The following is a 20,200-nucleotide window of genomic DNA, read 5'->3' as shown; positions in this document are numbered from 1 at the left end:
CTTCGACGCGGCAAAAAGGCTCCGCTGGATCGCACCAGCGGAGCCTATTTTTGTGGCATGTCGGATCGCCTCGAGCGGGGTAGAGCTTTCTTTCCCTCCCGCACGCAGCAGGGGCAGGGTTAGGCGCGAGCAGCGCGAACTGGTCGGCACCCTTATATGTCGGCTATGGTCTGCGGATGCATATTCGACAAGAACGGGAAAGCGACTGCTCAGCCATAGCTGAGGTTACGGCGCAGGCATTTGCCAATGTGACGCACAGTGATCATACAGAGCCCGACATCATCAAGAGATTGCGTGAAGCAGGCGATCTCCTGGTCTCGCTGGTCGCGATCGATGGCGACCATCTGTTGGGCCATGTGGCGTTCTCGCCGATCATGATCAACAGGCAGCATTGCAATTGGTATGGACTTGGCCCCGTGTCGGTGCGGCCAGACCGTCACGGTCAAGGGATCGGTTCGGCCTTGATCAGGGCAGGGCTGGCGCAGCTTAGCTCGTTGGAAGCCGGCGGGTGCGTCGTGTTGGGTGATCCGGCTTATTATCGCCGCTTCGGCTTCGAACAGGATGATCGCTTACGCTATGAAGGCGCGCCCCCTGAATATTTCATGCGCTTGACGCTCAATGCTCAGCACGTGCCCTCAGGTAGCGTCACCTACGCGCCTGGATTTACGGGGTGATTTACTGGGAATGATATGCCTGCCTCACGCTTGTAGCAGATTGAGTTTCACCGCACGCAGCTATCCAATCCATCCCGTTGCACCACCCCAATCCGCGCCGTGATGCTGTTGCCATAGCGTCGGGTGAAGCCGCGTGGGGTGATCGCCGCGCGCTTCTTGGGCAGAGGCAGCACGGCTGCGATCCTGGCGGCCTCCGCTCGCGTCAGCTTGGCCGCGCCATGATTGAAATAGCGCATCGCGCCTGCCTGCACCCCATAAGTCCCGATCCCGGTTTCGGCGACGTTCAGATAGACTTCCATGATCCGCCGCTTTCCCCAGATCGCCTCGATCAGGACGGTGAACCAAGCTTCAAAGCCCTTGCGGATGAAGCCGCCGCCCTGGAACAGAAACACGTTCTTCGCGGTCTGCTGGCTGATGGTCGATCCGCCTCTTATCCGTCCGCCACTGGCATTGTGCCGCAGCGCCTGCGTGATCGCGACCGCATCGAAACCATGATGGCTGCAAAAACGGCTGTCTTCTCCGGCGATCGCAGCCCGCGCCATATTCGGGTCGATCTCGTCCAGGCTGGTCCAATCCTTGGTGATCCCATTGGGGTCCATCAGCATCGTGAGCGTCACGGGCGGCGGCACGAAGCGATAGATCAATACCAGCAGCAGAGACAGGACAACGAACGCGCCGATAAGCTTGAAGAAGGCGCGGACCCAGCGGAACCGGCGGCGTCGAGGAGGGGAAGCTGTAGGGCTCATTTCGTTTCTCGTAGCGGGAACGCCAGTGCGTTCAAGATTGCACCGCATCGAAAATGCGCCCGGCTATCGGGCTGCACCTCTGCCCTGTTCCGTGTTATGCTGCTTCAAAAGGGTCGCTGCTGTCTCGCCAGATGTCTGTGAAGGGAGAGGAGTGACTATGCGACCCGATATTCCACCCGACCATATCCTTCAGATCGGCATGGGCTTCTGGGCATCAAAGACGCTGCTCAGCGCCGTTGAACTCGGCCTCTTCACGCAACTGGCCGACCGACCGATGACCGGGCCTGAACTGGAGAAAGCCTTGGAGCTGCATCCGCGCGCGACCTATGACTTTCTCGACGCGCTGGTTTCACTCCGCTTGCTGGAAAGGGAAGGCGCGGGCGCGGACGGGCGCTATTCCAATACTCCAGCGACCGCACTCTATCTCGACCGCCATAGCCCTCAATATATCGGCGGCATACTGGAAATGGCTGGTGCCCGGCTGTTCCGCTTCTGGGCAGATCTGACGCCTGCGCTCAAAACCGGGAAGCCGCAGAATGAGGTGAAGATTTCCGGCCGTTCGATGTTCGATAGTCTCTATGCTGATCCGGCACGGCTGGAGCAGTTCATGGATGCCATGAGCGGCGTGTCGATGGCGAATTTCGAAGCTTTTGCCCGGAGCTTTGATTTCAGCCGTTACCGCACGCTGGTGGACATCGGGGGAGCCACCGGCCAACTGTCCTGCTTCGTGGCCGGGCATCAGCCGCATATGCGCTGCGCGTCCTATGACTTGCCCGTCGTGCAACCGATCGCGGAATGCCGCATCAGGGAAGCGGGGTTACGCGGCCGCGTGACAGCGGGATCGATCGACTTTTTCGAGGACGACTTTCCGCGCGCGGATGTGATCACCATGGGCATGATCCTCCACGACTGGAACCTGGACGCAAAAAAGATGCTGATCGGCAAGGCGTATCAAGCGCTTCCGCCGGGCGGAGCATTCGTCGCCATCGAAAACATCATCGATGACGAACGCCGGCAGAATATCTTCGGGCTGCTGATGTCGCTCAACATGCTCATCGAATTTGGCGAAGCCTTCGACTTCACGGGGGCCGACTTCCGCCAATGGTGCTTGGAAGCCGGATTTGCCCGCTGCGAAATATTGCCTCTGGCTGGCCCCGCCAGCGCCGCGATCGCGTATAAATAGCCAAGAAAAAGCCCCGGATCACTCCGGGGCTTTTCCATGTTCACGGTGAACGGTGTCAGGCCAGCGCCAACCGCATTTTGCCGATCCTGTCGCCAGCGATGCGCATCATCGCCTTCTGCAGCTTTTCAAAAGCGCGCACCTCGATCTGCCGCACCCGCTCGCGGGATACGCCATAGACCTGGCTCAATTCCTCGAGCGTCTTGGGCTCTTCGGCCAGGCGGCGCTCTGCCAGAATGTGCTTTTCGCGATCATTCAGGTCGTCCATCGCCTCGACAAGCATGTCGTGACGCAGCGTCTTTTCCTGCTCGTCGGCAACGCGCTCGTCCTGCAATGGGTCGGTGTCAGCCAGCCAGTCCTGCCACTGCCCTTCGCCATCCTCGCGCATCGGGACGTTCAGCGACGTATCGCCGCCCATCGCCATACGGCGGTTCATGGAGATAACATCTTCCTCGGTCACGCCAAGGTCGGTCGCGATCTTGCGAACGTCATCGGGATGCAGGTCGCCATCCTCGAACGCTTCGATATTGTTCTTCATCCGGCGAAGGTTGAAGAACAGCTTCTTCTGCGCCGCGGTGGTGCCCATCTTGACGAGCGACCAGCTGCGGAGGATGAATTCCTGGATCGAGGCACGGATCCACCACATGGCGTAGGTCGCCAAGCGGAAGCCACGCTCCGGCTCGAACTTCTTCACACCCTGCATCAGGCCGATATTGCCCTCGCTGATCAGCTCGCTGACCGGCAGGCCATAGCCGCGATAGCCCATGGCGATCTTCGCCACCAGGCGCAGGTGCGACGTGACCAGCTGCGCTGCCGCTTCAGGATCCTGATGCTCGGCATAACGCTTGGCGAGCATATATTCCTGCTCAGGGGTCAGAATCGGAAACTTGCGGATTTCCGACAGATAGCGGTTGAGGCTGGCTTCACCGCCCAGCGCTGGAACCGCGGGGACATTGCTTTTATCAGCCATGTCGCTTCACCTTTCCCTTTCATGCGCGGCGGGACCCAGAAGAGGCGTCCAGTGCGCCGTCGCAAACTTGTCAAAACCTATACGTGGAGCTCGCTTAACAGTTCCTGCATGTCGGTAGGCAGTGCACTGTCGAAGCTGAGTTTTTGCCCCGTTAAGGGATGTATGAACCCCAGCCGTTTGGCGTGCAATGCCTGCCTTTTGAAACGCAGCGTTTCCAGTATCGTTTTGAAACCTTTTCTGTCTCTACTGTAAACTGGATCGCCGATCAAGGGGTGGCCGAGATGCGCCATATGGACGCGAACCTGATGCGTCCGTCCCGTTTCCAGCCTGCATTCGACCAGGGCAGCCCCTGCAAGCCGTTCGATCAGCCGGTAATGGGTGACGGCATGCTTGCCGCGCCCTTCGCGATGCACCGCCATTTTCTTGCGATCGGAATCGGATCGACCGATCCAGGTATCTACCGTTCCGGCAGGCGGCTGCGGCAAGCCATAGACGATCGCGGCGTAGAGGCGGTCGATGCTGTGAGCCTTGAACTGCTGCGCCAGCCCGTCATGCGCGCGGTCCGACTTGGCGACCACCAGAAGCCCGGACGTATCCTTGTCGATCCGATGCACGATCCCCGGCCGCGCCACGCCGCCGATGCCGGAAAGCTCTCCCCGGCAATGATGCAGCAGGGCGTTGACCAGGGTCCCGTCCAGATTGCCCGCTGCGGGGTGCACCACCAGACCTGCGGGCTTGTCCACGACGATCAGGTCGGCATCTTCATGCACGATGGTCAGCGGGATATCCTGCGCGATCGCTTCAGCTTCGGCAGGAGCGGGGATAGAGATCGCGAAAAGCTGGCCAACGGCGACCTTCATCGACGGATTGAGCGTCCGTCCCTCGGTAGTCACGTCACCTTCGACGATCAGGCTCTTCAACCGTTCGCGCGACAGGTCCGGCAGCAACTCGGCAAGCGCCTTGTCCAGGCGAAGCCCATGTTGCGCTTCACCGATCGTTGCTTCGATGATGGAAACCCCCGAACCCATTGGCTAAGCATGTAGGAATGATGGTCCGGATTTCAAGGTCGACACTGGAACAAATCATGTCCTTGGCGGCCGCCAGCGAGCAGGAAGTCTGCGGCCTGCTGCTCGGACGGCCTGGCCATGTCAGCGATATTCTCCCGGCGGAGAATGTGGCGCCTGATCCCTATCGCTATTTCGAACTCAGTCCGGCTACGTTGCTCAAGGCGCACAAGGCAGCGCGCGCCGGGGGGCCGGCCATATTGGGTCACTATCACTCGCATCCGAGCGGCGCGGCCATTCCATCGGCGACCGACGCCGCCAGCGCCCGGCCGGACGGAAGCCTGTGGCTGATCGTCGGTGATGACGAGGCAAGGCTGTGGATTGCCGGACCGGGGGAGGGTGGGGAAGTGACCTTCACCAGCGCAATGCTCGATATCATGTGAGGCAAAGGCGGCAGGCCGGGGTTGCATCCTGTGCCCCGGCAGCGCATTAGCCTGTCATTCCTTCCAGTCATTTCCGGCGGCACATCCTTCATGACCAATCCGACCGACAGCATCGAATTCGCCAGCCTGCTTTGTTCGCGCCTGTGCCATGACCTGCTGAGCCCGGTTGGTGCCCTGAACAATGGGCTGGAACTGATGGCTGACGAAACGGATCCGGAAATGCGCCAGCGCTGCCTGGATTTGCTGGCGGACAGCGCGAAGACATCGGCGAACAAGCTCAAATTCTTCCGCCTGGCCTTTGGCTCGGCGGGCGGCTTCGGCGATGCAGTCCCGACGCATGAGGCGCGCGTTGCGATCGAGGGCATGTTTGCGGGTGCTGGACGTGTTAAGATCGGCTGGCTGGTCGATGACGACATGCTCGACAAGCTGCCGGTCAAGGTGCTGCTCAATCTCGCCCTGATCGCAGGCGACGCCCTGGTGCGTGGCGGACAACTCGATATCGGTGCGGAACGGCGGCCCGGTGTCACCGAAATCGTGGTGCGCGCCGAAGGACCCAAGCTTGTGCTGGACCCTGATCTGCGTTCCGCGCTTGCAGGCACGCTGCCGGACGAAGGCCTCGCCTCTCGAACCGCTGCCGCCTGGATGGTGCGCAGCCTCGTCACGAGCGCAGGCGGCGAGATCGCGCTGTCTCCTGCGGGAGAGCCGGTGTTGCTGTTCGGCGCATCGATCCCTGATCAGAGCTGACCCGCCTACGAGATTATCAAAAGATACGAGTGTAGCAGACAGCCGAACGGTCGGGCTGCTCCTTTTGTCGCGCCCCGATCACGCCAGTGCCGGCCCGTGCGTTCTCATGGTGACCGCCCACATCCAGGCCCTCCACTCAACAACGCCGCGCTGACGCGTTCGCCCAACAAAGCGAAAAGGCCCGGCAGCTTTCGCTGCCGAGCCTTTCAATAACCTACAGTCTGATCGAATCAGGCGCTGTAATACATGTCGAATTCGACCGGCGAGGGAGCCATTTCCCAGCGGTACACTTCGGGCCACTTCAGCTCGATATAAGCTTCGATCTGGTCCTTGGTGAACACGTCGCCCTTCAGCAGGAACTCATAATCGGCTTCCAGGCTGTTCAGCGCTTCACGGAGCGAACCGCAAACGGTCGGCACCTGGCTCAGTTCTTCCGGCGGCAGGTCATAGAGGTTCTTGTCCATCGCGGAACCCGGATGGATCTTGTTCTCGATGCCGTCGAGGCCAGCCATCAGCAGCGCTGCGTAGCACAGATAGGGGTTGGCCATCGCGTCGGGGAAGCGGAATTCCACGCGCTTGGCCTTCGAACCCGCGCCATAGGGAATACGGCAGGAAGCCGAGCGGTTGCGCGCCGAATAGGCCAGCAGAACCGGCGCTTCAAAGCCCGGCACCAGACGCTTGTAGCTGTTGGTGGTCGGATTGGTGAAGGCGTTCAGCGCCTTGGCGTGCTTGATGACGCCGCCGATGAAGTAGAGGCACATATCGCTGAGGCCGGCATAGCCTTCGCCCGCGAAGAGCGGCTTGCCGCCGTCCCAGATCGACATGTGCGTGTGCATGCCCGAACCGTTGTCGGCTGCGATCGGCTTCGGCATGAAGGTTGCGGTCTTGCCATAGGCCTGGGCGACCATCTGCACGACATACTTGTAGATCTGCATGCGGTCGGCGGTCTGCACCAGCGTACCGAAGGTCAGGCCGAGTTCATGCTGGGCCGCAGCCACCTCATGGTGGTGCTTGTCGCAGGGCAGGCCCATTTCGAGCATGGTGGTGACCATCTCGGCGCGGATGTCGGTGGCCGGATCGACCGGAGCGACGGGGAAGTAGCCGCCCTTGGCGCGCGGACGGTGGGCAAGGTTGCCGCCCTCATATTCGCGGCCGGTGTTGGTCGGCAGTTCGATGTCGTCGATCTTGTAGAAGGACTCGTTATAGTCGTTGTTGAAGCGGACGTCGTCGAACATGAAGAATTCGGCTTCGGGGCCGACATAGACTGTGTCGCCGAAACCAGCCGACTTGACGAAGGCTTCTGCGCGCTTGGCGGTCGAACGCGGGTCACGGGCATAGAGTTCGCCAGTGTCGGGTTCGACGATATCGCAGAACAGGATCAGCATCGGGGTCGCGCTGAAGGGATCGACATAGACGGCGTCCAGGTCGGGCTTCAGGATCATGTCGGACTCGTTGATCGCCTTCCAGCCTTCGATCGACGAACCGTCGAACATCAGGCCTTCGTTCAGCTCATCTTCGCCCAGCACGGAAGACACCATGGTCAGGTGCTGCCACTTGCCCTTGGGATCGGTGAAGCGCAGATCGACCCACTCGATCTCCTTTTCTTCGATCATCTTCAGGATGTCTTTTGGCGTGTTGGCCATGTGCGCTTGCCCTTCTTTCATATTTGCCCCCCCGAAGGGGTCTTGGATGTTGCAGTTCGCCAGCCCCTCCACGAAGCTGGCGCGAAATCGGATTTGATGCGGTTTAGATGGCGTCGCTGTCCCGCTCGCCGGTACGAATGCGAACGGCACCTTCGATTGCGGTGATGAAGATCTTGCCGTCGCCGATGCGGCCGGTCTGAGCAGCGGTGGAAATCGCCTCCACCACGCGGTCCGCCAGAGAATCGTCGACCACGACCTCCAGCTTCACCTTGGGCAGGAAATCGACGACATATTCAGCGCCGCGATAGAGTTCGGTATGTCCCTTCTGGCGGCCGAAACCCTTGGCTTCGGTAACCGTGATGCCGGACACGCCAACTTCGTGAAGCGCTTCCTTCACCTCGTCGAGCTTGAACGGCTTGATGATCGCTTCGATCTTTTTCATCACTCTATTCCCAACCCAAACCCGCGCTTGATGATGGAGACGCTCTCCATCCACCCATCTTCAAAAGCAACGATCTTCATGCCCCCCAAAGACATGAGCCGCGCCTTTGAACAATCAATTACCGTGCCAATTGGCGAATCGCTTAGCCACGCTTTCGTAGATGCAGCAATCTTTGTCCATATCGCCCGGTTTCTGGGCAGCTGCGATTAGTCCTGCCTAAATTTTAGGCAGCCGGAAGTTCATCCCAGATAGGGCGGCGCATCCAGTCCGGCCGGGCTCTTCGTGAAGATTTCGCAGCCTGTCTCGGTGATGCCGATGCTGTGTTCGAATTGTGCCGAAAGCGTCCGGTCGCGCGTCACTGCCGTCCAGCCATCCTCCAGCATCTTCACGCCAGGCTTCCCGATGTTGATCATCGGCTCGATCGTGAAGAACATGCCGGGACGAAGTTCCGGGCCCGTTCCCGGACGGCCGATATGGACCACTTCCGGGCTGTCATGGAACACCCGGCCAAGGCCATGGCCGCAGAAATCGCGGACCACGCCGTAGCGATGCTTCTCCGCATGCCGCTGAATGGCATAGCCGATGTCGCCGAGATGATTGCCGGGCTTTGCCTGTTCGATGCCCAGCATCAGGCACTCATAGGTTACTTCGATGAGCCGCTTGGCCTTGATGCTCGTTTCGCCGACGATGAACATGCGGCTGGTGTCGCCGTGCCAGCCATCGACGAGCGGCGTCACGTCGATATTCAGGATATCGCCTTCTTTCAGCTTCAGGTCGCCAGGTATGCCATGGCAGATGACATTGTTGAGTGAGATGCAGCAGCTGTGCGTGTAGCCGCGATAGCCAAGGGTCGCGGGTACGCCGCCGCCATCCAGCGTCATGCGACGGACGATGTCGTCCAACTCGCCGGTGGTGACGCCCGGCACGACATGCGGCACCAATGCGTCGAGGATCTCCGCCGCCAACCGGCCCGCCTTGCGCATGCCGTCAAAGCCTGTCGCGTCGTACAATTTGATCGCGGTCGATCGGGAAATCGGCGCATCGGCCGTCATCGTCATATATTCGGTCATGATGCGATTATAGGCGGAACAAGGTGATATTGCGAGGCCCCGTTCGCGCCGGGCTAGGCAGCAGACCGATCAAGGGCTATGGCCAGCCCCATGCCCGTAACCGAACGCATCTGGACCGCCGCGCTGATCGTGATCGGAGACGAGATTCTGTCCGGCCGAACCCAGGACAAGAATATCGCGCAGATCGCGTCCTGGCTGAATGTGCAGGGGATCAGGTTGCGGGAGGTCCGCGTGATCGCCGACGACAGCGACTCCATTGTCGAGGCGGTGAACACGCTTCGCGCCCGCAATGACTATCTGTTCACGACCGGCGGCATCGGGCCGACGCATGATGACATCACCGTCGATGCGATTGCGCGGGCGCTTGAGGTGAACGTCGAAATTCACCCTGAGGCGCGCGCCATGCTGCAGGGCTATTATGAAACGCGCGGCGGCCTCACCGACGCGCGGTTACGGATGGCGAGAGTGCCGGCAGGCTCCGACCTCATCGAAAACCGCATGTCGGGCGCGCCCGGTATCCGTCACGGCAACATCTTCATCATGGCCGGTGTGCCCCATATCACCGCAGGCATGCTGGACATGTTGACCGGCACGCTGGAAGGTGGTCGCCCGCTGATGTCTGCGCAGATCGGCTGCTGGGTCGCGGAAAGCGAGATTGCCGATATCCTCGCCAAGACGGAGCGTAGCCATGAAGGCTGTCAGATCGGCAGCTATCCCTTCTTCCGCGAAGGAAGGACAGGCGCGAACTTCGTCATCCGGTCAACGGACGCGGCAACCCTGGAACAGTGCGTCGCCGATCTCACCAATCGCCTGGAAAGTGGCGGCTGGCCCGTCGTGACCGGCGGCATCTGACCATATTTTCCGGTAAGTAAGCGCTGCTTCCACGCTCATATGTGTCTGCCGAGCGGCGGGCTGCGTTGCATCCACTTGGCCTCGAACGCTATGCTGCGCCGCATCAATAGCTGGCTGGTTCCAGCTTTTGGATGTCGGGCTTTAGCGCCTGTGCGTCCGGTTCATGGTGAATGGCTGAGCCCGTCATCCTGCGTTTTGCGGGGTTGGTTTCTTGCGCCCTTCTTCGCGGAACGGATGCCAGGCGCGAAGCTCTTTCGAAGGGAGAATGGTGATGCGGATCGTTATGACCGGATCGGGCTATGTCGGGTTGGTTTCGGGCGCATGCTTGGCGGACTTTGGCCATGACGTCATTTGCGTCGACAAGGATGTGTCAAAGGTCGAGGTGCTGCGCGGAGGCGGCGTTCCCATCTATGAGCCGGGTCTTGCCGACCTGATCGCGCGCAATGTGAAGGCGGGACGGCTGACCTTCACGACGGACCTTGCTGCCTCTGTCGCAGAGGCCGATGTCGTGTTCATCGCGGTCGGCACGCCTGCTCGGCGGGGCGATGGCCATGCGGACCTCAGCTACGTCTATGACGCCGCGCGGGAAATCGCATCCTCCTTGCGCGGCTTCACCGTCATCGTCACCAAATCCACCGTTCCGGTCGGCACCGGTGACGAAGTCGACCGGATCATCCGGGAAACCAATCCGGCCGCGGAATTTGCTGTCGCCTCCAACCCTGAATTCCTTCGGGAAGGGGCGGCGATCCAGGATTTCAAGCGGCCTGACCGCATCGTCATCGGCATAGAGGATGATCGCGCGCGCCCGGTGATGGAAGAAGTCTACCGTCCGCTTTACCTCAACCAGGCTCCCATTCAGTTCACCGGCAGGCGCACCAGCGAGCTGATCAAATATGCGGCCAATGCCTTCCTTGCGATGAAGATCACCTATATCAACGAAATCGCGGAACTGTGCGAACATGTCGGCGCGGACGTGCAGCAGGTCGCGCGCGGCATCGGCCTGGACAACCGCATCGGCAGCAAGTTCCTCCACGCTGGTCCCGGCTATGGCGGGTCCTGCTTCCCGAAGGACACGCTGGCTCTCGTGAAGACCGCCGAGGATGCGGGCGCGCCCATCCGCCTGATCGAAACGACGGTGGCGATCAACGAAAGCCGCAAGCGCGCCATGGCTCGCAAGGTGGTCGCCGTGTGCAATGGATCGGTACGGAGCAAGACGATCGGCGTGCTGGGCCTTACCTTCAAGCCCAACACCGACGACATGCGGGATGCGCCCTCGCTCTCCATCATCCAGGCACTGCAGGATGCGGGCGCGCAGGTCCGCGCCTATGACCCTGAAGGCATGGATGCCGCGCGTTCGATGCTCCAGAATGTGGACTTTTGCACCAGCCCTTATGACGCGGCAAAGGGAGCCTCGGCCGTGGTGATCGTCACCGAATGGGACGCCTTGCGGGCTCTGGACCTGCCACGCCTCCGGTCGGTGATGAACGGGGACGGCCTTGTCGACCTGCGCAACATCTACCGCCCGGCGGACGCCGAAGCCGCCGGCTTTACCTATGTCAGCGTGGGCAGGGGCGCGGAGCCCGAACCAGAGCCGCTCATCCAGGCAGCTGAATAAGTTCCTCGGCTCGTCGCAAAGATCTCTCCTTTGCGATGAGCCGTGCTTGACCGGAAGTTTTTGTTAACCTTCGTATAGGACCCTAAGGGGGCTAATAAGCGGGGGTTGCAAACATGAATATCAGGCTGACCGGCTCCATGGTTGGAGCCGGATTATCGCTTTTGTGCGTCATGGCGGCGGGGGCCGCGACAATCATATCGGGCGGATCGTCACCCACCTCATCGACTGGATCGACAACCACTCTGCTGGGCAGCGCACCAGCGTTGACCACATCTTCGACGACTTCGTCCACGACTGGTCCGAGCTCGACCATGACGTCGAGCTTTTCCACTTTCGATTTCGCCAGCGGTACAAAGCTGCCGGACAAGGCGACACTGTCGCTGGGCAATGCCACGGTTCTTCCGGGCAGCGGCACTGCTTATGTGCCGGTGACGCTGGACCGGCCGACGCCCAACACGGTCATCGCGCGGGTCATCACGATTAACGGATCAGGCACGCTGCGAGCGTTGTCGGGATATAATTACCAGACCGTCGACACGGTCGTCATCTTCCGCCCCGGCGATCCGCTCGTCCAGACGGTCGAGGTGCCGATCACCAGCCTCGCCGAAGGACAGCAGTTCCAGGTGAAGCTGCGCGAAGCACCCTGGGGCGGCCTGCAGGGGCAATCGCTCGCGACCATCACCGCTACCAGCGCCGCCGCGCCGACGCTCAAGGCAAGCGGCACCTTCCGCCAACCTCGCGCCTTCGCGGCGACGGGCACGCTTCAGTTCGAGCTTAAGAAGGAGACGCACAAGCGCTCCCCTGACGGCGGCTGGGACCGCTGGGCCACCTCGCTCTCGCATGGCCGCACCCAGATCGCCAATGGCGAAGCCGGCCTCTACCTCGATTCATCCGTCTTCCCCGGCGTGGAGGGGCCCGTCTACTGGGGTACGCAGGGGCTCGTCCTGCACAGCCAGAAGCTCAAGACGCCCATCTGGTATGAAGGCCAGAACTGGTATTATGGCGCCACCGTACTGGACGGCCGCAACTTCATCGCCTCGCAGATCGGCTACGGCCAATATGAATGGGTAGCGAAGATGCCCAGCCGCCGCGGATCATGGCCTGCATTCTGGCTGATCTCCACCAGCGGCTGGCCGCCCGAAATCGATATCTATGAAGGCTTTGGCTATCAGAGCTATTGGGACTTCGACCGCCACATCGGCCAGACCATCCATGGCGGCAGCGGCGGCGTGCGCAGCTTTCAGCGGGGCGTCACGATCCAGGCGGAGCAGGCTTACGGCCTGAACGGCTTCTCCCAGGGTTTCCACAGCTTCGCGGTGGATATTCAGCGCGACTATATCACCTGGTTCGTGGACGGGGTCGAAACCTATCAGTCGGTCAATCCCTTCCAGGGGCACCGCTGGTATCCGATCATGGACGTCGCGGTGAAAACCAGCGGGGCCTATGATGACGGCTCGGGCGACATGATCATCAAGAGCTTCCGTATCTACAACGCGCCATAATGGCTGTGGGCGCCGCCCGAGAGGGCATAGAGGCGTCCCCAGCATTTCACCCACTGCCCGGCAACGTCCACGCGGCGCGTGCCGGGCAGGATCAGCCCCGCAAGGCCAATGGTGCGCAACGCCAATATGCCCAGCGTCCGGCCGAGCAGCGCAAGCCGGGCCAGGCGCCCCGGCCGCCGCTTTCGCCGCGCCAGCGTTTCGGTAAAGCCGATCCGCCACATCCGCTTGAGCACCCAGTTCAGCTTCGCCCGCTCCGGCGGAACCCATTCGCTGACACGCGCCTCGGGCGCCCAGGCGAACCGCGCGCCTGCTTCCCGCAGCCGCGCCAGGAAATCCAGATCCTCGCCCCCGCTGCGGTTGAAGCGCGGATCGAACCACGGCCGCGTCACCATCTCCAGCGCCCTCCGGCTCACCAGCAGGTTATTGCTGGCCCACAGCATCCCCGTCGCTCCCCAGGCGCGCCGTTCGGGCCGGAACACCAGCGTCTGCCCGGCCCATCGCGGGGGTTTCCCCGTAAAGTGAAAGTCGACAGGTCCCGCCACCACATCCGCGCCCACTTGCGCCTGACAGGCGAGCAGGGCGTCCAGCCAGCCCGGCTGAGGCCACTCGTCATCATCTATCATGGCGATGAACCGCATGGCCGGATCAGCCATCGCCGTTTCACATATCGCGTTGCGGACAGAGCAAAGCCCCGGCTCCGCCACCCGCAGCAGCCTAAGGGGGAGGGGATAGCCGTCCCCTCGCAAAGCTTCCACCACAGCAGCGCCATCCGCTGCCTCCCCGTCATTGTCCGCGACCAGCACCATGACATCCTGCCGCCGCGCCAGCCGCGTCAGCGTTTCCAGCAAGTGCCGCAATTCGGCTGGCCGCTTGAATGTCGGGATGGCGATCCAGATCGGCTTGCCCATCATGGCGCCGCCGGTTCCAGTGCGGCCGGACGCTGCGGGCGTCCCTTTTGCATCCACTTGATCAGCTGATGCCCGCGCACCTCGATCAACAGGTAGCTGGCCCAGCAAATCAGCCAGGTGACGACCAGCATCCCCAGCACGAACAGCCAATCCATCCCGGCAATCCCGTGCCGCTGCGCCACACCCATCGTACGCGCCGCGACGTCACGCACCAGCGGATGCCAAAGATAGATGGAATAGCTGATGAGGCCGAGGTGAAAGCTCAATCGGTTGGCCATCACAGCGCGCGCGGCAGGCCCATCATAATAGCAGCTCAGCACCAGCGCAGGCATCAGGCACACGACCAGCACATCGGCTCCCGGCAACAGCAGCGCCAGCGCGATCAGGGCGCAGACCCCTGCAAAGCCGCCCCTGCGATCGATCACCGCCTTGCATACAGGATGGTCCGCAACCCGATATGTCAGTACGCCCAGCGAGAAGCCCGCAAGGCAGCGCAACAGCGTCAACACACTGTCGCTATCATTGACGTCCAGCGGCCCGCTCGATCCAAGGCCTGACGATGCCACGAACATCAGCACCCCGATGCAAAGCGCCGCCTGCGCCCAGGCCAAGCGCGAAAAGGCCAGCATCGCTATCAGGGGATAGATCAGGTAGGCGGCAACTTCGGTACTGACCGACCAGCTATTGCCAGCGATCGGCTCCGTACCCCATCCCCAGCTTTGCACCATGAATAGATTGCTGATCACGTTGCCCGCGTTCAAGTCGATCGACTGGTTGCCGGAAACGTTCAGCAGGATGCGAAGCCCGAACACCAATGTCACGATCAGGTGCAGCGGCCACACCCGGGCCATGCGATTGATCAGGAAATCGGCATAGCTTGCCCGGCTCAGATGCGTCACGACCCGGTCATGATAACCGTAGGAAATGACGAAGCCGCTCAGGATAAAGAACAGATCGACGGCGAGATAGGCGCGGGAAAACAGCGGAATCGCAAATTGCGAAAAGGCGGGTTGATGCGGGATATGGTAGAGCAGGACGGAAACCGCCGCGACCCCGCGAAGTCCTGTGAGGGAGGCGACCCTCATGCCCGAGTCCTCCTGCCAACAGGCGGCGCCGCGTCGAATGCGCCTGCGATCGCGTCCCAAAATGGCTTGCGCGTCATTTTGCCATCAAGAGGCAGGCCGCGGGACAATTGCCCGTCCGGCCACTTATATTCAGGATAGGCGGACAGCCATGAGTATCGGTCGGAAACACCCCAGCAGAGCACCGATTCCACCGCCGGATTGTCCAGAGCGACGTCTAGGAAAGCCTTGCCGAACGCCGCGACCTCGCGGTCTCGTTTTTCCGGATTGGGCGGACCGCCACGATCGGCAATGTCCAGTTCGGTGATAGCGAGCTTCAGCCCGTACCCGCTCAGCCTATCCAGAAAGTCGGCGAACTGCCGTTGCTTGAAGGGCTCCCTATAGGGCTTCAAGTGCCCCTGAACTCCGACAGCATCGATCGGCACGCCGCGCCCAAGCAAGCGATCGAGCAGCTTCAGCATCGCCGTCCGCCGCCGTTCGCACCGCGGGGAATCATGCTCCAGCCCATAATCGCCAAGGAACAGCGTAGCGTCGCCATCGACTTCTCGGGCGCGGTGGAAGGCAAGGTCGATATAATGTTCGCCCATGGCTTTCATCCAAAGGTTTTCCGCACGCATGCCGTCTGCTCGGCCCTGATTGGGTTCCAGCGTCTCGTTGACCACGTCCCATTCGCTGATCCGGCCGGCATAGCGGCGCATGGCGACGTCGATATAGCTGGTCATCAAGCGTCGCTGTTCCGCTTTCCCCGCCCGTTCCACCGCTGGTTCCAGCCATGTGGGATTGGCCGTGTACCAGACCAGCGTGTGCCCACGCGCCCGCATCCCATGCTGCTGCGCGAAATCGATGATCTCGTCCGCGCCTTTGAAATCATATTTGCCGGGCTTGGGTTCGGCGGTTTTGCGCTTCAGTTCATATTCCTGCACCAATATATTGCATTCCCGCGCGGCCGCCGCGCGGTAGGCCCTGTCCTCGCGCAGCAGCCGCGACTTCACGGCCGCGCCAAAATAGCGGCCGGATTGTCTGGCGTGATCGGCCAGCCCTTCGCGCGACACCGCGCGCGCCGCGCCAGGCGGTATGGGGGAGCAGGCGGCCAATGTCGCTGCGCCTGTCAGGAATTCGCGCCGCATCACAGGCTCTGCCTCCGTCCGGTGAAGAGGCGGGAGACATCGATCCACCGGTCGCAAAGGCTTCGATAAACACCGTCAGGCAGGACGATCTGCATCAGCACGGCACCCGCCAGACGTGGGCCATAAGCGCCGTGCAGCAAGGCCGTCAGATAATAGCGGATGGCGCGCAGCCGCTCGGTCGGCCAGATACTCTTTGCGGCATGCCAGCCCATATAGCCCGAAAAGGCACGCGTGGAGATATGCGGGCGCAGGTCGGCCAGCCACGCCAGACTGCCAACATTGCCGCGAACCTGCGACAAGCGGTCCTGCGCCTGCCTGTCAGTCCATATGGTGCCGGGGCGGCTCGCCATCACGAAGACTGCCCCTGCCAGTGACAGGCGCAGCGCAAAATCGGTATCATCGCCGAACTTCACATCTTCGCGATACCGCACCTTCTCCGCCAGCGAACGGCTGAGCGCCACGCTGCTCGTCTGGATGAAGCCCCGATCGCACATCAGGTAGCGGTCCACCGGCTCGTTGCGCTGTATCGCGCGCGGGGGCTTCAGGAAATTACGCCCGCCGCCCCGGTCTGCCAGCACCTGGCCATAGGCAACGATATTCTCATTCTCCTCCAGCAGCGGCAGCAGGTCGGCCAGATGATGCGGCAGGAAACGGTCATCGCAATCCAGGAATGCGATATATCGCCCCCGTGCCTGATCGATGCCCGCGTTACGTGCTGCCGATGCGCCCCGGTTCTGCTGCACGATAACGGACAGGCGCGGGTCCTTGATGGCCTGAAGCGCCAATTCGGTGCCGTCGGTCGACCCATCGATGACGACGATCACCTCGATGACCGCGATGCTCTGCTCCAGCGCGGACAGCACTGCGGCCACGACAGCGTCGCGCCGCTGATAGGTGGGGATGACGACCGAGAAAACGGGTTCGGCGACGGCAGCCTGCAGCTGCGATGGCGATTGCCACGCCGTCATCACGACCGCGCCCCGCCATGGGCCGGTTCGCCTTTGCCGAACCGCAGCACGAAACGGTTCACCAGCGACCGGTAGAGCGGCTTTGGCAGAAACGACCTGAGCAGCTGCCGTGCCACCACCCTTGGCGGTACGCCGCCCGCAAACAGGCCGACCACCAGATCCCGGAGAGCGGCGAGGGGCCGCACCGGCGCCATATGATAGGCGAGCACGGTCGCGCGATAGCCGCGCCGTGCCCGGCCAGTCAGCATATGACCGCAGCGGTCGAGCCAATCGAGCGAGGTTTCATAGCCCCGGACATAGGATGTACGGCCTGCTTCGGTCGCATCGAGCCACACCGTCAGCGGCTCCTCGACCATCTTGAACCGCGCCCCGGCGCCCTGCAACCGGACGCAGAAGTCCAGATCCTGTCCCTTCTTCAGCGCCGGATCGAACAGCACCTTGCGCGCCATGTCGCTTGGCACGACCATGGTCGACGTCTGCATGAACTGGTTGGCGCAGAACAGATATTCGCCGACATCCTCGCCGTCCCGGATGCCCCGATCGGGCCTTATCCAGTAACGGTCGACACCCCGGTCTACCTTCATCCGCGAATAGAGGACCGTGCGGCCGTCATCATCCTTCAGCGCGCGGGCCATGATGGATAGCTTTCCCGGCAGGAAAAGATCGTCGGAATCGAGGAAAGCGATATAGCGTCCCCGCGCGGTTTCGATCCCATGGTTGCGCGCCGCCCCGCCTCCGGCATTGTCCTGCCTGATATAGCGCACCCGCTTGTCGCCGATGGCTTCGATCGCAGGCCGGGGATTGTCTCGCGATCCATCGTCTATCACGACGATCTCGAAATCCTGCCAATCCTGCGATAGCACGGATCGGATCGTGTCACCGACGATCGCCGCGCGGTTGTAGAGGGGGATGACCACGGAAAAGAAGGGGGCGGCATCGCTCATGCGCCGTGCACCTTTCGATATTCTTCATAACGGAAACCGGCGATCCCGGCGATCTTGCCGATGGCGCGGTATAGCTTGCCCAGCCGCACCACGCGCTTGCCCCGGTCGAATGTTGCGGCAGCGCCCAGCGTGCCGACGAGGAACCCGGCGGCGATGCGCGGCGCTTCGATCAGCAGGGTACGCAGCCGCCCCTTGTGGAAGCGCTCGACCATCATGTCGGTCATGCCCAGCCGATAGCCGCGCATCAGTAGCCATTTGGCCGTCACACGGCTCGCCGGAATAAGTTCCGTCACCAGCGCCTCTTCCGACCAGGCAAAGCGGAACCCCTTGCGCGCCATGCGGCTGAACAGCTGCTTGTCCGACCCGCCGGTCAGCGCCATGCGTTCGTCGAAAGGCCGCTCGCCCATCTGGTGCAGCGCCTGCGCGGCCATCAGCACATTGGCGGTACTATCGACCAAAGCTACCGGCCCCGAATTCCCGCGCCGCTTCGCCTGTAACAAGGGATGCCGCGCGGCCCAGCGCGCCACCCGCGCGTCCATCTCCCGCGCCACCGCTCCGCCCACGACATCGGCATTCCACCGCATGGCCGTGTCCACCAGCGCATCGATCCAGCCGGGCGAGGCAGCCTCATCATCGTCCAGCATCGCCACATGCGTCGCGCCGGGCCGCGCGAGCGCTTCCTCCACCAGCCTGTTGCGCACCACCGGAATGCCCCGCTCCGCCACCAGCAGCGCCTTGATCGGCCAGCGATAGCCTTGCGCCGCGAGCCGTTCGACCACGCCCATGCCTTCGGCCCGCGCCGCGTCATTATCGGCGACCAGCACCTCGATCTGATGCGCCGTCTCCAGCGCGGCGATCGACTCCAGCGTCCGCCGCAACCCCTGCGGCCGGTTGCATGTGGCAATGCAGACGATGATCCTAGCCATGGAAGGCCTCCCGGGAAGAAATGCGCCGCCGCTGCCACTGCGGGCGCGGCTTGGCCTTGAAGGTTGCGTGCGCGGTCGCGATGGCCGCGAGGAAGATCACCCAGACCTGCCGGTCCTTGTCGAAGAAGGAGGTTTCCAGCAGATTCTGGTACATGACGAACACCCAGATCGCGAAGGCTGGAACCATCAGATGCTGGTTCTCCCTGGTCGATCCCGTCAGGAACCAATAGGTTGGCAGCGCGAGGAAGCTCAGCAGCAGCAGCGCCAGCCCCAGCGGCCCGGTCGTCACCCAGATCTCCAGATAGCCGTCATGCGAATGCGCCGTGAGCATCTGGAACTGCTGGTTGAGATAGTCATGCGCCGGTGAGTTCGCCCCCACCTGCCAGAAGCCGCCAAAGCCCGCCCCCAGGAACGGGTGATCCGCCAGATAATCGAACACCACACGCCAGATCGACACGCGCCCGGTAAAGCTCGTCGGATCAGCGAACAGCCGCTCGATCGTCGGCTGGTAGGCGATGTATAGCCCCAGGAACCCGACCATCCCAAAGCCAAGCATGATGAGCAGGATCGCCCGCTTTTGCGTATTATCGCTCAGCGCGCGGTAGATGTTGCTGATCGCCAGCATCCCCACGCACAGCGCCAGCGACGTCTTGCTCTTCGTCCCGATGACGAAGACGAACGCCATGACGGCAAACAACGCATAATACCATTTGCGCCGGTCGATCCACGCATTGCCGCACACGATGAAGCACAGCGCCATCACCGCGCCCGCGATATTCTTGTGGAAGAAGAACCCGCGCCACGCGCCGATCAGCGCCTTGTCGCTCTCGGTCGGCGGATGCACCGCCGCTGAGGTCAGCGGCATCGATACCCAGCATATCAGCAGCGAGGAGATCAGCGCCCATCGCAGCGCCGTCAGCAACCGTTCCGGCCCGATCAGCGCCAAAGCGCAGAAGGTGATGTAGATCACGATGAACTGCTGCATCACTCGCTTGAAGGACACGAACGGATCGACGCCCCAGCTGCAAGTGATCAGGAACCACACAAGCATGATCGCCAGCGGCCAGAAGGTGAAACGGTATTTCAGCGGGTGCTGCCGCAACAGCTGCACCACCGTCAGCAGCAGCGCAAAGCCGATGAACAGCGCCTGCTTGAACAGGTCCGACCCGTCATTGTCCGCCGCCATCGCCACCAGCTCATCCTGCGTGCGCGAGGCAAAAGGCTGCTGGCCGATGAAGACCATCATCAGGAACACGAAGTAGAAGATCTGCGCGACCACGACCATCCGGCTGTCCTGCGAAGCCGCAGGAGAGGGGAGGGAGGGCGCAGTGCCCATGCGGTGCCATGCCGACGCCATGGT

22 protein-coding genes are annotated in these 20,200 nt (G+C 62.0%); 8 read left to right on the top strand and 14 right to left on the bottom strand.

The window, feature by feature from the left end:
* The first annotated feature begins 176 nt into the window (after positions 1 to 176).
* On the top strand, positions 177 to 674 hold the full coding sequence (locus tag SPHS8_RS04570; protein ID WP_201514353.1) for a GNAT family N-acetyltransferase: 498 nt from the start codon (positions 177 to 179) through the stop codon (positions 672 to 674).
* A 47-nt stretch (positions 675 to 721) separates the two neighbouring features.
* Here the strand turns inward: SPHS8_RS04570 and mtgA are convergent, their stop codons facing one another.
* The gene (gene mtgA, locus SPHS8_RS04565; RefSeq protein WP_201514350.1) at positions 722 to 1,420 is read right to left on the bottom strand and encodes a monofunctional biosynthetic peptidoglycan transglycosylase; all 699 of its coding nucleotides are present in this window, start codon (positions 1,418 to 1,420) and stop codon (positions 722 to 724) included.
* 157 nt (positions 1,421 to 1,577) lie between these two features.
* On the opposite strand from mtgA, the gene SPHS8_RS04560 reads away from it, so the two are divergent.
* Positions 1,578 to 2,603 (top strand): acetylserotonin O-methyltransferase, encoded by a 1,026-nt coding sequence (locus tag SPHS8_RS04560; RefSeq protein ID WP_236574967.1) that lies wholly within the window; start codon positions 1,578 to 1,580, stop codon positions 2,601 to 2,603.
* 55 nt (positions 2,604 to 2,658) lie between these two features.
* Here SPHS8_RS04560 and rpoH read toward each other — a convergent pair whose 3' ends face one another.
* Complete coding sequence (gene rpoH / locus SPHS8_RS04555) at positions 2,659 to 3,570, bottom strand: RNA polymerase sigma factor RpoH (protein WP_097091729.1); 912 nt, start codon at positions 3,568 to 3,570, stop codon at positions 2,659 to 2,661.
* A 77-nt stretch (positions 3,571 to 3,647) separates the two neighbouring features.
* A complete protein-coding gene (locus tag SPHS8_RS04550; protein WP_201514340.1) occupies positions 3,648 to 4,598 on the bottom strand; it encodes an RluA family pseudouridine synthase in 951 nt (316 codons plus the stop codon).
* Between the two features lie 17 nt (positions 4,599 to 4,615).
* On the opposite strand from SPHS8_RS04550, the gene SPHS8_RS04545 reads away from it, so the two are divergent.
* Together SPHS8_RS04545 and SPHS8_RS04540 are read left to right on the top strand one after the other, a co-directional pair.
* Complete coding sequence (locus tag SPHS8_RS04545) at positions 4,616 to 5,017, top strand: Mov34/MPN/PAD-1 family protein (RefSeq protein ID WP_201514330.1); 402 nt, start codon at positions 4,616 to 4,618, stop codon at positions 5,015 to 5,017.
* 90 nt (positions 5,018 to 5,107) lie between these two features.
* Positions 5,108 to 5,761 carry a histidine phosphotransferase family protein gene (locus SPHS8_RS04540; protein ID WP_201514328.1) on the top strand — a complete coding sequence of 218 codons (654 nt, stop codon included), beginning with the start codon at positions 5,108 to 5,110 and terminating at the stop codon, positions 5,759 to 5,761.
* Positions 5,762 to 5,991: 230 nt separating this feature from the next.
* Here the strand turns inward: SPHS8_RS04540 and glnA are convergent, their stop codons facing one another.
* Both glnA and SPHS8_RS04530 read right to left on the bottom strand, forming a co-directional pair.
* On the bottom strand, positions 5,992 to 7,404 hold the full coding sequence (gene glnA / locus SPHS8_RS04535; RefSeq protein WP_097091725.1) for a type I glutamate--ammonia ligase: 1,413 nt from the start codon (positions 7,402 to 7,404) through the stop codon (positions 5,992 to 5,994).
* Between the two features lie 103 nt (positions 7,405 to 7,507).
* Entirely contained in the window at positions 7,508 to 7,846 is a 339-nt protein-coding gene (locus SPHS8_RS04530; protein WP_097091724.1) for a P-II family nitrogen regulator, read from the bottom strand.
* A 30-nt stretch (positions 7,847 to 7,876) separates the two neighbouring features.
* On the opposite strand from SPHS8_RS04530, the gene SPHS8_RS04525 reads away from it, so the two are divergent.
* Positions 7,877 to 8,056, top strand: coding sequence for a hypothetical protein (locus SPHS8_RS04525; protein ID WP_141397822.1), 180 nt, complete (start codon positions 7,877 to 7,879; stop codon positions 8,054 to 8,056).
* A gap of 29 nt (positions 8,057 to 8,085) precedes the next feature.
* On the opposite strand, the gene map is transcribed toward SPHS8_RS04525, so the two are convergent.
* Positions 8,086 to 8,916 (bottom strand): type I methionyl aminopeptidase, encoded by an 831-nt coding sequence (gene map, locus SPHS8_RS04520; RefSeq protein ID WP_097091723.1) that lies wholly within the window; start codon positions 8,914 to 8,916, stop codon positions 8,086 to 8,088.
* Positions 8,917 to 9,006: 90 nt separating this feature from the next.
* Here map and SPHS8_RS04515 point away from each other — a divergent pair, with 90 nt between their 5' ends.
* Both SPHS8_RS04515 and SPHS8_RS04510 read left to right on the top strand, forming a co-directional pair.
* Entirely contained in the window at positions 9,007 to 9,768 is a 762-nt protein-coding gene (locus tag SPHS8_RS04515; protein WP_097092811.1) for a competence/damage-inducible protein A, read from the top strand.
* A 271-nt stretch (positions 9,769 to 10,039) separates the two neighbouring features.
* The gene (locus SPHS8_RS04510) at positions 10,040 to 11,383 is read left to right on the top strand and encodes a UDP-glucose dehydrogenase family protein (RefSeq protein ID WP_097092810.1); all 1,344 of its coding nucleotides are present in this window, start codon (positions 10,040 to 10,042) and stop codon (positions 11,381 to 11,383) included.
* Positions 11,384 to 11,474: 91 nt separating this feature from the next.
* On the opposite strand, the gene SPHS8_RS20340 is transcribed toward SPHS8_RS04510, so the two are convergent.
* The gene (locus tag SPHS8_RS20340; protein WP_097091722.1) at positions 11,475 to 11,714 is read right to left on the bottom strand and encodes a hypothetical protein; all 240 of its coding nucleotides are present in this window, start codon (positions 11,712 to 11,714) and stop codon (positions 11,475 to 11,477) included.
* Between SPHS8_RS20340 and SPHS8_RS04505 the strand changes: the two genes are divergently transcribed.
* Positions 11,695 to 12,885, top strand: a complete 1,191-nt coding sequence (locus tag SPHS8_RS04505; protein ID WP_236574966.1) for a family 16 glycosylhydrolase — start codon at positions 11,695 to 11,697, stop codon at positions 12,883 to 12,885. The genes SPHS8_RS20340 and SPHS8_RS04505 overlap by 20 nt on opposite strands.
* Here the strand turns inward: SPHS8_RS04505 and SPHS8_RS04500 are convergent.
* Genes SPHS8_RS04500 through SPHS8_RS04470 form a run of 7 tightly spaced genes read right to left on the bottom strand, consistent with a single transcriptional unit; the run spans position 12,870 to position 20,197 of the window.
* The gene (locus tag SPHS8_RS04500; protein ID WP_201514325.1) at positions 12,870 to 13,796 is read right to left on the bottom strand and encodes a glycosyltransferase family 2 protein; all 927 of its coding nucleotides are present in this window, start codon (positions 13,794 to 13,796) and stop codon (positions 12,870 to 12,872) included. The genes SPHS8_RS04505 and SPHS8_RS04500 overlap by 16 nt on opposite strands.
* Complete coding sequence (locus SPHS8_RS04495; RefSeq protein WP_201514322.1) at positions 13,793 to 14,878, bottom strand: acyltransferase family protein; 1,086 nt, start codon at positions 14,876 to 14,878, stop codon at positions 13,793 to 13,795. Before SPHS8_RS04495 ends, SPHS8_RS04500 begins: the two co-directional genes overlap by 4 nt.
* A complete protein-coding gene (locus tag SPHS8_RS04490) occupies positions 14,875 to 16,002 on the bottom strand; it encodes an endo-1,4-beta-xylanase (protein ID WP_236574965.1) in 1,128 nt (375 codons plus the stop codon). The genes SPHS8_RS04495 and SPHS8_RS04490 overlap by 4 nt, the downstream gene beginning before the upstream one ends.
* Positions 16,002 to 16,970, bottom strand: a complete 969-nt coding sequence (locus SPHS8_RS04485) for a glycosyltransferase family 2 protein (RefSeq protein WP_201514868.1) — start codon at positions 16,968 to 16,970, stop codon at positions 16,002 to 16,004. Before SPHS8_RS04485 ends, SPHS8_RS04490 begins: the two co-directional genes overlap by 1 nt.
* Positions 16,970 to 17,914, bottom strand: coding sequence for a glycosyltransferase family 2 protein (locus SPHS8_RS04480; protein WP_201514317.1), 945 nt, complete (start codon positions 17,912 to 17,914; stop codon positions 16,970 to 16,972). The genes SPHS8_RS04485 and SPHS8_RS04480 overlap by 1 nt, the downstream gene beginning before the upstream one ends.
* Positions 17,911 to 18,840, bottom strand: a complete 930-nt coding sequence (locus tag SPHS8_RS04475) for a glycosyltransferase family 2 protein (RefSeq protein WP_201514316.1) — start codon at positions 18,838 to 18,840, stop codon at positions 17,911 to 17,913. Before SPHS8_RS04475 ends, SPHS8_RS04480 begins: the two co-directional genes overlap by 4 nt.
* Positions 18,833 to 20,197, bottom strand: coding sequence for an O-antigen ligase family protein (locus tag SPHS8_RS04470; RefSeq protein ID WP_201514315.1), 1,365 nt, complete (start codon positions 20,195 to 20,197; stop codon positions 18,833 to 18,835). The genes SPHS8_RS04475 and SPHS8_RS04470 overlap by 8 nt, the downstream gene beginning before the upstream one ends.
* Between the last annotated feature and the right edge of the window lie 3 nt (positions 20,198 to 20,200).

The organism is Sphingobium sp. S6 (assembly GCF_905120495.1).
GTDB lineage: Bacteria > Pseudomonadota > Alphaproteobacteria > Sphingomonadales > Sphingomonadaceae > Sphingobium > Sphingobium agri.
This window is presented reverse-complemented; position numbering and strand designations above follow the sequence as displayed.

Bases quoted from the DNA above. Each gene is read 5' to 3' on its own strand.
- SPHS8_RS04570 (WP_201514353.1), top strand. From the start codon at position 177: ATGCATATTCGACAAGAACGGGAAAGCGACTGCTCAGCCATAGCTGAG.
- mtgA (WP_201514350.1), bottom strand. From the start codon at position 1,420: ATGAGCCCTACAGCTTCCCCTCCTCGACGCCGCCGGTTCCGCTGGGTC.
- SPHS8_RS04560 (WP_236574967.1), top strand. From the start codon at position 1,578: ATGCGACCCGATATTCCACCCGACCATATCCTTCAGATCGGCATGGGC.
- rpoH (WP_097091729.1), bottom strand. From the start codon at position 3,570: ATGGCTGATAAAAGCAATGTCCCCGCGGTTCCAGCGCTGGGCGGTGAA.
- SPHS8_RS04550 (WP_201514340.1), bottom strand. From the start codon at position 4,598: ATGGGTTCGGGGGTTTCCATCATCGAAGCAACGATCGGTGAAGCGCAA.
- SPHS8_RS04545 (WP_201514330.1), top strand. From the start codon at position 4,616: ATGATGGTCCGGATTTCAAGGTCGACACTGGAACAAATCATGTCCTTG.
- SPHS8_RS04540 (WP_201514328.1), top strand. From the start codon at position 5,108: ATGACCAATCCGACCGACAGCATCGAATTCGCCAGCCTGCTTTGTTCG.
- glnA (WP_097091725.1), bottom strand. From the start codon at position 7,404: ATGGCCAACACGCCAAAAGACATCCTGAAGATGATCGAAGAAAAGGAG.
- SPHS8_RS04530 (WP_097091724.1), bottom strand. From the start codon at position 7,846: ATGAAAAAGATCGAAGCGATCATCAAGCCGTTCAAGCTCGACGAGGTG.
- SPHS8_RS04525 (WP_141397822.1), top strand. From the start codon at position 7,877: ATGATGGAGACGCTCTCCATCCACCCATCTTCAAAAGCAACGATCTTC.
- map (WP_097091723.1), bottom strand. From the start codon at position 8,916: ATGACCGAATATATGACGATGACGGCCGATGCGCCGATTTCCCGATCG.
- SPHS8_RS04515 (WP_097092811.1), top strand. From the start codon at position 9,007: ATGCCCGTAACCGAACGCATCTGGACCGCCGCGCTGATCGTGATCGGA.
- SPHS8_RS04510 (WP_097092810.1), top strand. From the start codon at position 10,040: ATGCGGATCGTTATGACCGGATCGGGCTATGTCGGGTTGGTTTCGGGC.
- SPHS8_RS04505 (WP_236574966.1), top strand. From the start codon at position 11,695: ATGACGTCGAGCTTTTCCACTTTCGATTTCGCCAGCGGTACAAAGCTG.
- SPHS8_RS04500 (WP_201514325.1), bottom strand. From the start codon at position 13,796: ATGATGGGCAAGCCGATCTGGATCGCCATCCCGACATTCAAGCGGCCA.
- SPHS8_RS04495 (WP_201514322.1), bottom strand. From the start codon at position 14,878: ATGAGGGTCGCCTCCCTCACAGGACTTCGCGGGGTCGCGGCGGTTTCC.
- SPHS8_RS04490 (WP_236574965.1), bottom strand. From the start codon at position 16,002: ATGCGGCGCGAATTCCTGACAGGCGCAGCGACATTGGCCGCCTGCTCC.
- SPHS8_RS04485 (WP_201514868.1), bottom strand. From the start codon at position 16,970: ATGACGGCGTGGCAATCGCCATCGCAGCTGCAGGCTGCCGTCGCCGAA.
- SPHS8_RS04480 (WP_201514317.1), bottom strand. From the start codon at position 17,914: ATGAGCGATGCCGCCCCCTTCTTTTCCGTGGTCATCCCCCTCTACAAC.
- SPHS8_RS04475 (WP_201514316.1), bottom strand. From the start codon at position 18,840: ATGGCTAGGATCATCGTCTGCATTGCCACATGCAACCGGCCGCAGGGG.
- SPHS8_RS04470 (WP_201514315.1), bottom strand. From the start codon at position 20,197: ATGGCGTCGGCATGGCACCGCATGGGCACTGCGCCCTCCCTCCCCTCT.